This window comes from Desulfobacca acetoxidans DSM 11109 (assembly GCF_000195295.1).
Lineage (GTDB): Bacteria > Desulfobacterota > Desulfobaccia > Desulfobaccales > Desulfobaccaceae > Desulfobacca > Desulfobacca acetoxidans.
The window spans coordinates 1268011-1280032 of the sequence record NC_015388.1; the positions used below are offsets into that span (position 1 = coordinate 1268011).

General features: G+C 54.5%; 11 protein-coding genes. 9 read left to right on the plus strand and 2 right to left on the minus strand.

The window, feature by feature from the left end; genetic code table 11:
• Nucleotides 1-7: 7 nt before the first annotated feature.
• The 3 genes from DESAC_RS05440 to DESAC_RS05450 all read left to right on the plus strand — a co-directional run bounded on the left by DESAC_RS05440 (nt 8) and on the right by DESAC_RS05450 (nt 2644).
• Nucleotides 8-1045 carry a transporter gene (locus DESAC_RS05440; RefSeq protein ID WP_013706071.1) on the plus strand — a complete coding sequence of 346 codons (1038 nt, stop codon included), beginning with the start codon at nt 8-10 and terminating at the stop codon, nt 1043-1045.
• 188 nt (nt 1046-1233) lie between these two features.
• Nucleotides 1234-1698, plus strand: a complete 465-nt coding sequence (locus DESAC_RS15100; RefSeq protein ID WP_013706072.1) for a MamS/MamX family magnetosome protein — start codon at nt 1234-1236, stop codon at nt 1696-1698.
• Nucleotides 1699-1867: 169 nt separating this feature from the next.
• Nucleotides 1868-2644 (plus strand): DUF4198 domain-containing protein, encoded by a 777-nt coding sequence (locus DESAC_RS05450; RefSeq protein WP_013706073.1) that lies wholly within the window; start codon nt 1868-1870, stop codon nt 2642-2644.
• Between the two features lie 232 nt (nt 2645-2876).
• Here the strand turns inward: DESAC_RS05450 and DESAC_RS05455 are convergent, their stop codons facing one another.
• Nucleotides 2877-3908, minus strand: a complete 1032-nt coding sequence (locus DESAC_RS05455; protein ID WP_013706074.1) for a glycosyltransferase family 9 protein — start codon at nt 3906-3908, stop codon at nt 2877-2879.
• A 406-nt stretch (nt 3909-4314) separates the two neighbouring features.
• Between DESAC_RS05455 and DESAC_RS05460 the strand changes: the two genes are divergently transcribed.
• The 6 genes from DESAC_RS05460 to DESAC_RS05485 are packed head-to-tail and all read left to right on the plus strand — an operon-like array spanning nt 4315 to nt 11430.
• Complete coding sequence (locus DESAC_RS05460; RefSeq protein WP_013706075.1) at nt 4315-5586, plus strand: formylmethanofuran dehydrogenase; 1272 nt, start codon at nt 4315-4317, stop codon at nt 5584-5586.
• 18 nt (nt 5587-5604) lie between these two features.
• Nucleotides 5605-6978, plus strand: a complete 1374-nt coding sequence (locus DESAC_RS05465) for an amidohydrolase family protein (RefSeq protein WP_013706076.1) — start codon at nt 5605-5607, stop codon at nt 6976-6978.
• Nucleotides 6978-7433 carry an ATP-binding protein gene (locus tag DESAC_RS05470; RefSeq protein ID WP_013706077.1) on the plus strand — a complete coding sequence of 152 codons (456 nt, stop codon included), beginning with the start codon at nt 6978-6980 and terminating at the stop codon, nt 7431-7433. The genes DESAC_RS05465 and DESAC_RS05470 overlap by 1 nt, the downstream gene beginning before the upstream one ends.
• 2 nt (nt 7434-7435) lie before the next feature.
• A complete protein-coding gene (locus DESAC_RS05475; RefSeq protein WP_013706078.1) occupies nt 7436-7918 on the plus strand; it encodes a 4Fe-4S dicluster domain-containing protein in 483 nt (160 codons plus the stop codon).
• Between the two features lie 24 nt (nt 7919-7942).
• Complete coding sequence (locus DESAC_RS05480) at nt 7943-11011, plus strand: FAD-dependent oxidoreductase (RefSeq protein WP_041283823.1); 3069 nt, start codon at nt 7943-7945, stop codon at nt 11009-11011.
• Nucleotides 11008-11430, plus strand: a complete 423-nt coding sequence (locus tag DESAC_RS05485) for a DUF3795 domain-containing protein (protein ID WP_013706080.1) — start codon at nt 11008-11010, stop codon at nt 11428-11430. Before DESAC_RS05480 ends, DESAC_RS05485 begins: the two co-directional genes overlap by 4 nt.
• Before the next feature lie 146 nt (nt 11431-11576).
• Here the strand turns inward: DESAC_RS05485 and DESAC_RS15105 are convergent, their stop codons facing one another.
• Nucleotides 11577-11783 carry a hypothetical protein gene (locus DESAC_RS15105; protein WP_013706081.1) on the minus strand — a complete coding sequence of 69 codons (207 nt, stop codon included), beginning with the start codon at nt 11781-11783 and terminating at the stop codon, nt 11577-11579.
• Nucleotides 11784-12022: the final 239 nt, after the last annotated feature.

The window sequence follows — 12022 nt, forward strand, 5'->3', positions numbered from 1 at the left end:
GGGGAGTATGAAGTGTGTGCGCTATTTTTTTATCGTAATGTTCATGTTGCTGCTGATGACGCCCAAGCCGGGGTGGGTAGCCCAAGAGGCTGCCGGATCTGCCAAAGAAACAGCGGCCTCTGCTGAAAAGGAAGCAGGGAAGGGAGAGGAAACATCAGGCCGCGGCGAAGGCTTCGAGACCAAGGCCGAGGAAACCAAAGAAGGCGAGGAATGCCCGGCCACCTTCGGTCCCATCATTACTGATACGGCGGTGCCTATAGATAAGGGCGGTTTTGCCATCCAACCTACTTTTGGCATGGGCTTCGTCGTCGATTCCTTAACCCCAAACTGGCGGAGGGAAACGGCAGGAGGAAATTTCAAATCGTTTGGCATGGAATGGAAATTTACCTATGGCCTTTGGGATAACCTGGAGAGCTTTGTAGTCATTCCCTATACCCATAATTGGGCCGGCGATGTTAATGAGCCCGGCCCCAACGGGGAGCGATCGGCAGATTATGGAGGTCTGGGGGATATTAACCTCACGCTGAAATACCGGCTGGTGGAGGAAACGGAAAAGCGACCGACTGTAACCGCTTTGTTTGCCACGGATTTTCCCACCGGCAAGTTTAGACATCTCAATCCCGGCAATTTAGGCACGGACGAAATTGGCGGTGGCGCCTATGTCTTTACCACCGGATTGAACCTGTCAAAATATATGCGGCCCTTTATTGTGTACGGTAATCTCTGGTACTCGGTCCAGACTGATTACAGCAGCGACGATGGCCGCCAACATCCACGGGACTGTGTAACCCTCAATCTGGCCGCCGAGTATCCCATGACCAAGAAATGGGTAGCACTGCTGGAATTCGTCAGCTGTTGGGACGGTGGTCGACTCTTCGGTCATAAATCTAACACGCCGCCGGGCGCCCTGGTTTCCGTCGTTCCGGGCATCGAATACATGGCTACAGATAAATTTTCTCTGGCATTAGGGTTAAATATTGACATGGTGGGCAAGAACACCGACGCCACTATTACGCCCTTGTTATCCATGGTTTATGCTTTTTGATGCCCTCTGAAAATGAAGATTCCCGTGGAGTTAACTGCTTGTCCAAAAAGGCGTTATGAAAGCGCTTGCCGGGAGTTTATAGAATCACGTAAGATAGTATTTTATTAGGGTCTGGATTTCTCGTTTTTCCCAAGACAGGATTTCCGATAATCCCTATAACATAAAATCTCCAATGAAGGGAGAACAATATGAAACGTTGGCATTTGATCAGCTTAGGTGTGGGAATGGCAGTCTTTGTAGGATGTACTTGCATCTCTTCGGCATACGCCCAGGGTCGGGGACAGGGATTCCGCCCCTGCCCTTATGCCCCGTATCAATGCCCCGTCACGGGCGTCTGCAAGCCTATGACCGTCACCGGGACGGTGAGCCGGGTTTTTACCGAAACCCTGGATGATAAAGCATATCCCGGCATGGCTATCAAGGTTGATTCCAAGGATAAGGGCCAGATACATGTCCATCTGGGTCCGGTGTGGTACCTGGAACGGCAGGAATTTGACCTGAGCCCGGGTCAGGAGGTTACAGTACAGGGCATCTGTGTCGATGAGGCGGGGAAAACCAGACTAGTTGCTGCCAGGGTGGCGACGGGCGATAATGTCCTGTTGCTGCGCGACCTGGAAGGTCGCCCTATGTGGGAAGCCTGGCGGAAACGGTAACCGAATGACATCTTCTGTGTATGGCAACGGCAGCTCAAGTCTTTTCTTTGTGTCTTTATTGTCAGGCGGGTATGAGCTCATAGTGTCCATTTGAACCTTATTTGATGTCCGCTCTTTAACCGCGGCGGCCTGCCGCCGCGGTTAAAGAGTTTCCTGAAAGGAGGAAATAATGCACATTCTGTTAAAAACCCTGCTGAGCACATGTCTTATCCTGGGTTTCAGTTCGGCCGCCCAGGCCCATTTCGGTATGATCATGCCTGATAAAGCCATGGTGATGCAGGGGGACAACCCCAATCTGGAACTGACCCTGGCCTTCTGCCATCCCTTTGAGCAGAATGGTATGGATCTGGCCAAACCCAAAGCCTTTGGCGTCAAGTCCGGGAAAGAGAAAACCGATCTCCTCGGCACACTTCAAGAGATCAAGGTGATGGGCAAAGAGGCCTGGAAGGCTTCCTACACTTTGAAGAAACCCGGCGTCTACACCTTTTATTTTGATCCTCAACCGTATTGGGAACCGGCTGAAGATAAGTTCATCATCCACCAGACCAAGACATATGTCGCCGCTTTCGGAGAAGAAGAGAACTGGGACCAGGAAATAGGCCTCAAGGCCGAAATAATCCCTCTGACCCGGCCCTTTGGCCTCTATGCTGGCAATGTCTTTCAGGGTATGGTCAAATTTAAAGGTAAACCCGCGGCCAACGCCGATGTGGAAGTGGAATTTTGGAATGCCGATAAGAAAGTGACTGCGCCCAATGACTATTTCTTTACCCAGGTGGTGAAAACCGACAAGAACGGCGTTTTTACCTTTGCCGTGCCCAAGGCGGGTTGGTGGGCCTTTTCCGCCTTAAATGAAGAAAAAAATGCCATAGTCCACGAGGGGAAGAAGAAAGACGCGGAATACGGCGCCGTCCTCTGGGCCCAGTTTACCGACTGGCCAACGAAATAGAGGAGGCATGCAATCTCACCCTGACCCTTTGGCTGACCAGTGGGATAGCGGCAAACAGGAAAAACTTCCGATAAGTTGGAGTATAATGGGGCGTTTTCCTGGAGATGCAGTCTACTAAATACCCAGAAATTGGAAGAGTAAGGGTCATCGATGAGATCAGGGGAAAAAGAGAAGCATGTCCATGAAAGTGAAGAATAGCGATCGCTCCTCCCCTTTATACCACCATGCCGCACTATGAGGTGATGCATTTGATGGCGGCCAACACCTCATCGGGAGTAATATCCGTTAAGCAGATATTGGCCGAGCAGCGAATTTCCGGTCCTGAGGTGCACGGGGAGCAGGATTTCTTTGAGGTAAGACAGCTGCATTGATCTCCTAAAGGGGTCCAAATCTCAGGATCGGAGGGACCAAAAAGGGCAATAACCTTGGGCCGATTGAGAGCCGCGGCCAGGTGGGTGACGCCGCTGTCGTTGCCGATATAGAGCTGACAGAGGGACAGGCGTGCGGCCAGGGTGGAGAGAGGCAGATTGTCCCAGACATGGAGATCATGGTCCGAAAAGATGGTTCGTAGCTTCTCCGCCAGGCCGGTTTCCGCCGGGCCGACCACCCAGCATATCCGGGCTTGGTACTGTTCCGTCAGCAAGTGGGCCAACCTGGCGAAATGTTCCCAGGGCCAGTTCTTCAGCGGGTGACCGCTGCCGGGCGCCAGTACTGTGAGAGGTCCTTGCAGGTGCTGATAGGCGCGCCGCCAGAGGTGAGCCTTTTGCAGTTCTGAGGCGTCCATGGCAAGCTGAAAAGGTGCGGGGTACCTTTGAATGCCATAGCGCTGCAAGGTCTCGGTCTGGACTGAGGAAACTGGCATTCTGCAGGCTACCGGGAAGCTGGGCAGCCAGAGCAGGGGAGCCGGACCTGCCTGGCGGCAACGGTTGAGGAATTCTGGCGAGCGTTGTGGGGTAAACACCAGGGCCAGATCAAATTCCGCCAGCCCGGCCCGCAGCTTCGGGTCGATGGGGCCGCCAGCCTGAAAAAGATCAAGCCAGATTGCTCGCTGGGCGTCCCAAATCTGTTCTACCGGCAGGGTTGGGACCAGGAGGCTCATCCGGTTCGGTTTTCCCACCAGGGTAAATCGGGCTGCTGGATAGTGCGCCGCCACGGTCTGCAACGCCGGACCGGCTAATATGATGTCACCGACCGCTCCGCGGTGCCAGACGAAAATCCGATTGGCTTGAGCCGGTATCCGGATATCGGCTGCAGGGCCCACCATAGGATCGCGTCCCTTCCTCTGATCCAAATACTATTCCAGTCCTCTTTTTTTGTCTATAGGTCACTGTTTTTATTCAATAATAAATATTGTCCATCATATTTCGGTTGTTGATTGCCCCCGATGGTAGTATAAACTAAATATCTCGGTCAGACGAGATTTAGGCAAAAGGCCATTCATGGTTAACCCGATGATTCAGAAGAATCTCAGTTTGAAAATTGGCCTAACGCCTGTGCCTGTCTCAGCCTGGCCAACAGGAGAAAAGCAGATTTTTGCCAGAGCGTTAGATTTTAACTGCGTCTAGCGAAGGTTCCATCCGGGAAATCAACGGCAAGGGGTGGGGCAGAGCGCACAACTCTGCATGGCCGTGAAAAGTTTGTTTCCGGATGGGAACAGGTGTAAAAATTCTTTGGAAGCGAGAATCGAATCCGCCATCTGTCCCGGTTGCGCCTGCCTCTGCGATGACATCGATGTTACCGTGGTGGACAACCGTATCTCTCTGGCCGATAATATCTGTCTCTGGGGGGCCAGTAAGATGTTCTCCCACCAGAGATTCCATCCCAAAAAAGAACGCCGCCGACTGCAACAGCCCCAAATAAAACACCGAGGTCGCTGGGAAACGGTCGTTTACGAAGACGCCGTCAACCGGGCGGCCGAAATTTTATCTCAAGCCCGCAAACCCGTTATCTACGGATTGACCAATTCAGGCTGCTGGGCTCAGGAAGCAGCCCTAACTTTGGCCCGCCGCGCTCGAGCCCGGTTGGAACCGGCCGACCTGGATTTCAAAGCTCCATATTATCAGAGTCTCATGAAATATGGTCTGCGTTGGGCCCCCCTGGAGATGATCCGGGATGAAGCTGATACTTTTCTTTTCTGGGGGGCAAATCCTCTCCATTCCTGCCCTCGTCATGTAGTGCGGTATTCCGTTTTTTCCCGAGGGAGATTCACCGAACGCGGCATCGAAGAGCGTCGCACTGCCGCAGTGGATCTGCACCGCACGGAGCTGGCAGAGTTTGTAAATATATTCGTTCAGATCGAACCCGGCCAAGAACTTGCCCTCCTGGAAGGTGTGCGGCGTACGGTATCAGGGCAGAAGCCAACCCGACCGGTGCGCGGTGTTCGCCGATTGGCCAATCTTCTCCAAGAGGCCTCTTATGGGGTCATCTTTTTTGGCCGGGGGGTGAGCTATGGTCCGACTGAGGAGCTTTTGGACGGGCTGGCGGCCCTGACAGTTGAGCTGAACCAGAAGGCGCCGGCTATTCTCTTCCCATTATCGGCCGATTTTAATTCCGTGGGTTTATATCACCTGCTGCTGAGAGAATTGGGCTCTCCCCTGGCTCCGGATTTTAGTGGAGATACGGGTTGTTCCTTTTGTGCGGAACCGGTACGTCTGCAGGATCGAGACGCCTTGGTGGTCTGTGGCGCTGATCTCTTTTGGTTTTTAACACTCGAACAGATAAGTGATTTAAAGCGGCGGCGGACCCCGGTCGTGGTCCTGAGCCCTTTTGCCAACCGTTCCGCGGGGCATGCCGACGTGGTCCTGCCAGTAGCCCTGGCCGGAGTGGAGGTGCCTGAAATTGCTTATCGCATGGATGGATTGCCCCTGTGTCTGCCCCAATTAGTCTCCTCTTCCCTGCCCGCCGACTCTCAGGTGTTGCAGGATCTGGCCAAGGCCCTCTGAAACAATAGGAGACGGGTTATGCGTTTAGTCATTCGGGGGGGGAAGGTTTTTGATCCAGGCTCCGGTTGGGACGGGGAGGAGCAAGACCTCTTCATTCAAGATGACCGCATTGTGGCTCAATTAGACGATTGGGACCAGGTCATTGCGGCCCAGGGCCTGGCGGTGACACCGGCAGCCATAGATCTGCGTTCTCCGGCTGCCGGCTATGGGCAAAATTACCTCCGTTTGTGGGGTTGCCTGCCGACCCCGCAAGAGTTGGGGGAGACCTACGCCCTCCAAGGTTATACTCATATACATGAACCTTTTTTAACCCTGGCAACTGCCAATTATGTTCATCGGGAGCTGGCCGCTATTCCCATTGTAGACACTTCGGCTTCGTTCCTGCTCAATCTGCGTGAGATGGATATTTGGTTCAAGGCGGCGGACAAACTGCCGGAGGTCATCGCCGCCGGCGCCTATCTGGTGGAACATACCCGGACGCTGAATCTGCGTGTAGTGGAGCCATTTATTCGCTATCGCCAGGACTTTTATATTCATCGCACCCTGTCCACCGAGGCAGTTTTAGCGGTGTTGGTTGAACTGGCGGATTCACTGGACAGTCGCATTATTCTGGAGACGACTCCGGAACTGCTTCTTCTGAGCCCCGCTCCGCAAAAGTTTCATCTGGCGGCATTGGGACCGGCCTTGGTGAACGACGAGGTGATGGATCGAGCCTCTCAATTGTTGGAGGCTGGTATGAGTGCCGATATGGGTCTTCTTCCTCCGGTGCGGCAGCCAGATTCCTCGAAATTGCCGGTGAAGATTGATCTGGGCTGGTTTCAACCTTTCCATCTTACTGCTTGCCCGGAGCCGGATGCTGGCCGTCGCATCCTTCAGGTCGCCTTAGCCGGCCGAAGGGATAATCTGGCATTTTCGGCGGCGAGCTTGCTGCACACCCCGGTGGCGAGTCTTCCCCTTTTAGTCTCCTGGCTGACAGAACCGACCGTTCGGCAACGGGATTGGGGTGAGGTTTTGCCGGAGCAGGCGTATTCCTTTCAGGATTGGCTCTGGTCCACCCGAACCCTGCCGGCTAAGCATCTGGGACTTGCCGATCGGGGCCACCTCCGTCCGGGTGCCAGAGCGGATGTGGCCATGTATGACCTTCCCCCCGATGGGAACCCGGCGCCCTGGCAGGAAAACTCGGTCCGCTGCCGTGTGCTCTTGAAGGCCGGGGAAATTGTAGTCAACAATTACCAGCTCGTTGCCCCCCAGGTTGGCAAAGCTACTTTCTATCGCGGCACCGGTGGGAAGACAAATCAATTGGTTGCTGACATCTGTCAGTACCGGAGCTTCCGCCCGGAAAACCTTTGGGTGCAACCACATCTGGGTGTTCATTGGCAACAGGTGGCCTGATGCCCACTCTGGAGGAAGTCAAAGAATTTTTGCCAAACCTCGATTGCGGCCAGTGTGGTCTCACCTGTGCTGAATTTGCCGGTTTTTTGCTAACTTTCGAACTGGCGCCGGAAGACTGCCCGGTACTCCATGAACCCGATTACGCCGGTTTTATTGAGGCCCTGCACGAACTGTTAGGCCAGCCGGCGGCCGAGCCGGCTCGAGGCATGCAAATCGATTCCGAGAAATGCATCGGCTGCGGCATTTGTGTGGCTACCTGCGAGTATCACATGGGTAATTGTACAGAAGCCAGGTTGGGGAAAGGTCCACGGTCTTCAGAGATGATCATCTTTCATATTGTCAATGGCAGTGCCGTTGTGGTTCATCAGGAACGGTGCGTCCGTTTGGTGCAGGCTGCGGAGCAATGCAGCAAGTGCGCCGAACATTGTCCCACGAAAGCCATTATGCTCTTCTAACCATGGAAAAATTGCACATTCAAGACTTAGACCCGCGTTTTCCCGATGAATTGGCCCAAGAACCAGGGTGTCAACATCTGCGACGCTGTTTTTCCTGCGGCATTTGTACTGCCACCTGTCCGGTGAGTGTCATTGAGCCGAGCTTCAGCCCGAGTCGTATCCTGAGGCAGATTTTGTGTGGGATGCGGACGGAATTGTTGGCTTCGCCAGCTTTGTGGTATTGTCTGAGCTGTGCCCGTTGTTCTTTCCAGTGTCCCCAGGACGTCAGATTTCTGGATATTATCCAGGGCCTGCGCCACCTGGCGGTGCGGGAAGGCGCGGTTAATTCCGAACTGCCGGAGCGTCTGCGCCAGGGAGAGGTCCTGTTGCAGGAAATGCGGCGGCGGCTCATTGCCCGGCTCATGGCGCATCCGGTCCAGGAAGAAGACCTGGCCTCCCTGCTGGCTGATGTCGTTAAAGACCTGAAAACGGTGGAACAGGCTTGATATTTGGTGGAATGCGGTTGCGGTATGTCTCTTAACCGGCCTTTAGAGAGTGTGGCAGAGCGTCGGGTGCTGGTGATCGGGGGCGGCATCGGTGGCATCCAGGCGGCGTTGGATTGTGCCGCTCTGGGTCTGCCGGTGACGCTCATTGAAGAAGGCCCTTCAGTGGGTGGGGTGATGGCACAGTTGGATAAGACCTTTCCCACCAACGATTGTGCCATGTGCATCCTCTCCCCTCGATTGCTGGAGATCAGCCGCAATCCGGCCATTGAACTGGTTACCTGCAGTCGGGTTCTACAGATAGAGGGAGAGGCGGGAGATTTCCGGGTTGTCATCCACCGCCGTCCCCGATACGTGAATATCAGCGCCTGTACGGGCTGTGGAGAATGCACCCGGGTCTGTCCGGTCAAGATGCCCGACCCTTATAATCAAGGACTTAATCAAACCAAGGCCATTCATCTACCCTTTCCCCAGGCGGTGCCGTTGGCAGCCATCATCAACCCCCAGGTCTGCCGATTCTTTCAGGGGAAAAAATGCGGGGCCTGCATCAAGGTCTGTCCGGCTGGGGCCATTAATCTGCAGGAACAGCCGGAAGAATGGACCCTGAGGGCCGGTGCCGTTATCTTTGCTGCCGGTATTCAGGCGGCTTCCGCGGCCCATATCCCTCACCGCGATCACCCGGATGTCGTAACCAGTCTGGAGTTTGAGCGGATGCTGAGCGCTACCGGCCCGTATGCCGGGAAGCTCTGCCGACCCTCGGACAGCCGGCCGCCGGAGAAGATCGCCTTTATCCAATGCGTCGGTTCTCGCGATCCACGTCTCGGGGCGAACTACTGCTCCTCTGTCTGCTGCACTGCCAGTCTTAAAGAGGCCGTCATGGCCACCGAAATTAGCGGCGGCGGGTTGCAGACGGCAATTTTTTATATGGACCTGCGCATTCCTGGCAAGGGGTTTGAACGCTACCTGCAGCAGGCGGAGCAACACGGGGTGCGGCTGGTTCGCTCTCGAGTTGCCGAGGTGGTTCCCCGTCTCCAAGGGGGCATCGATGTCCACTTCACCGATGCCCAGGGCGCCTCCTGTATTGAAACCTTTGACCTGGTCGTATTGGCCGTGGGACTGAAGACGCCGTCGCTATGGTCTACGCTGGCAAATAAATGGGGATTGGCGTTAAACGCTTTTGGTTTTATCGCGGCGTCGCCGGTACAACCTGTACAGACCAGCCGTCCGGGAGTATTTGTCTGCGGAGCCGCCCGCGAACCTATGGATATCTCCGAAACTGTAACTTCGGCCAGTGCTGCCGCAGCCGCAGCTTCACAGCTCCTGGGGATTATCCCCCGCCGTCGGAAGTCGGATGTGCAACCTCGCCAGCCGGCGGCCATACCAGATTTCCCGGTCCGGATTGGCGTATTTCTCTGCCATTGCGGGACCAATATTGCCGGGGTGCTGGACCTGACGACCCTGGCGGCGAGCTTGCGGCATCTGGACGGCGTCGTGCATGTAGAGGAAAAACTCTTTGCCTGCTCCCTGGAGTCGACTAAACAGATTGCCGAAGTAATTCAAACCAAAGGATTGAATCGGATTGTGGTCGCCGCTTGCACCCCCAGGACGCACGAACCGGTTTTTCGGGAGGTTGTGAGTTCGGTCGGCCTCAATCCCGGATATGTTGTGATGGCCAATGTCCGGGAGCAGTGCGCCTGGGTGCATCAGCGCGAGAGAGCCCAGGCCATGGAAAAGGCGGGACAGTTGGTTGCTATGACAGTGGAACAGGCCAAAAATCTGCCCCCAATTCTATCCCAGAGTTTCCCGATCATCCCGCAGGCCCTCATTATTGGCGGCGGCGTAGCTGGTATGAGCGCCGCCCTGAACCTGGCCGATCAAGGCTACCAATGCTATCTCATTGAGAAATCACCGTGCCTGGGAGGGATAGCCAACTCTTTGCATTCTCTGCTAGAAGGTACCCGTCCACAGGAATTTGTGCAGCAGCTTAGCTCGCTTGTTCTGGGTCATCCGAATATTAAGGTATACGCCAATGCCGAGGTAGTGGGCTTGAAGGGCCATTGTGGCCAATTCCGATCCCAGGTGCGCTGGCGGACGCCGGTGGGTTGCGAGGAATTGCAACTGGAACACGGCGTCATCATTGCCGCCACAGGGGGAAGGGAATTCAAACCTGACAACCGCTATTTCTATGGTGAGGACCCTAGGGTTGTCACGCAACTGGAATTGGAGGCCCAGATACGATCTGACTCCTTGACCTTGGGAAAAACTCCGGCAATTGTGATGATCCAATGCGTTGGCTCTCGGGAGCCGGAACATCCGTATTGTAGTCGAGTATGTTGTGCAACCGCCATAAAAAATGCTATGCTCTTATTACAGCAGCGTCCCTTGGCGGATATTGCCGTTCTTTATCGGGATATCCGGGCCTATGGCTTTAAAGAAGAACACTATGTCAAGGCCAAGGAACAGGGCGTCAGGTTTCTGCCTTATGCCGCGCAGCGTCCTCCCCGGGTGATTGCCAGGCGCCATCGAGCTTTGCTGGTGGAGGTGTGGGACGAGCTGTTGGAGCGCGAAGTGCAACTTCAGGCAGACTTGGTGGTTTTAAGCGCCGGTATTGAACCTGGTGCTGACACCGCCCAGGTGGCCCAGCTTTTAGGTGTGCAGCGTACTCCCGAAGGTTTTTTCCTGGAGGCTCACCAGAAGCTCAAGCCGGTGGAGGCTGCCTCCGAAGGGATTTTCATCTGCGGTCTGGCCCACTCGCCGCGCAGCCTGCCGGAAACCGTCCTGCAGGCGCAGGCTGCGGCCGCCGGAGCTGCACGAATCCTGTCGCAACCAGCCTTCGCCAGCGGCGAGTACTTCGCCACCATCAGATCGCCGAACTGTCGACGCTGCCTCAGTTGTTTGGCGATATGCCCGTTCGGTGCAGTTTCTTTGGGCGAAAAAGGTCGGCCGACTATCCATGTCGAACTCTGTCGTGGCTGCGGTCTATGCGCCGCCCAATGCCCGGCCCAGGCCATCTCCATGAGCCGTTTGACCGAACCGGAACTGGAGGCGCAGATTCATGGATCTTTTTTTGCTTTAGACAGGGAGAAGCACGCGTGAGAGAAAGTTATTGCGGCCTCTGTAATGAGTGTCAGTTAGGTGATGCAGAATTTTTAGAAACCGTGGCCCTCATGAAAGAATACATTATCCGCTTTCGGGCCAACTACTGGACCCACTGCTTTCCGGAGGGTGAAGGATTTAATTTTGCTGAATTTCGCAAAGGTCTGGACTGGCTGTTAACTCATACTGAATGTCCTGGATGCAAGCAGGGCCGGGGGTTGGCGGATTGCCCGATTCGCCTCTGTGCCGTCGGCCGGGGGATAGAAAATTGCTATGAGTGTCCGGATTTGAAGGAGTGCGAGAAATTTGATTTTTTGATCGCAGAGTTCCCCGACGTCAAAATCAAACTCCTGCGCCTGCAGATGCAATTTAAGGCCCGGGAACACCATCGGCGCCTGGAAGCCGAACAGAGGGCTTGACCTTCTGGAAAAAGCAGCAGACAGGCGTCAACAGGCCTGTTGCCGCAACGCTTTTGTCCATACTCTTATGCCCCAATCAACGAGGCGCCATTCTCTCAACGACGTCCTGCCATTTCTGTTGGCCCTTCACGGCCGGTGCGCAATCTTCAATTGCTGGCGATTTCTGCTGTTTTGGTCTGTGGAGTCTTATTGAAGTTTTTCTGGTCGGGAACAGTTTTTTCCTGAAGGAAGCGGATCAGGCGTTCACGGATGCATCTTCCTTCCTCGCCCATGGTAGCAAGAATATGTTCCGTCAGGTTAGAAAGTTCCAGTTTGGAGACGACCCTGGTTCTTTTATTTCTTTTCCGCGCCATTCTTTTTCCCCAAAATAGATTTGGAAATATCTTTACCAAAAAGTGTGCCAAGCTCTAACCTACTGAATTATATTAAATATAATTTGATTCGAATTCAATAAGGTCTAGACTTGTCTCACAAGGTATAGACTGATACCAATCTGCACTCTCAAAAGTTTTGCCATGTAGCTGCGAACCTTATTTTCGCTTATAGCCTGAGGCGAGTACAAGATTCGTCTCCCAAGGCAAGATTTACGTCT

Excerpts from the sequence above, each read along its gene's own strand:
- DESAC_RS05440 (WP_013706071.1), top strand. The coding sequence starts at position 8 with ATGAAGTGTGTGCGCTATTTTTTTATCGTAATGTTCATGTTGCTGCTG.
- DESAC_RS15100 (WP_013706072.1), top strand. The coding sequence starts at position 1,234 with ATGAAACGTTGGCATTTGATCAGCTTAGGTGTGGGAATGGCAGTCTTT.
- DESAC_RS05450 (WP_013706073.1), top strand. The coding sequence starts at position 1,868 with ATGCACATTCTGTTAAAAACCCTGCTGAGCACATGTCTTATCCTGGGT.
- DESAC_RS05455 (WP_013706074.1), bottom strand. The coding sequence starts at position 3,908 with ATGGTGGGCCCTGCAGCCGATATCCGGATACCGGCTCAAGCCAATCGG.
- DESAC_RS05465 (WP_013706076.1), top strand. The coding sequence starts at position 5,605 with ATGCGTTTAGTCATTCGGGGGGGGAAGGTTTTTGATCCAGGCTCCGGT.
- DESAC_RS05470 (WP_013706077.1), top strand. The coding sequence starts at position 6,978 with ATGCCCACTCTGGAGGAAGTCAAAGAATTTTTGCCAAACCTCGATTGC.
- DESAC_RS05475 (WP_013706078.1), top strand. The coding sequence starts at position 7,436 with ATGGAAAAATTGCACATTCAAGACTTAGACCCGCGTTTTCCCGATGAA.
- DESAC_RS05480 (WP_041283823.1), top strand. The coding sequence starts at position 7,943 with ATGTCTCTTAACCGGCCTTTAGAGAGTGTGGCAGAGCGTCGGGTGCTG.
- DESAC_RS15105 (WP_013706081.1), bottom strand. The coding sequence starts at position 11,783 with ATGGCGCGGAAAAGAAATAAAAGAACCAGGGTCGTCTCCAAACTGGAA.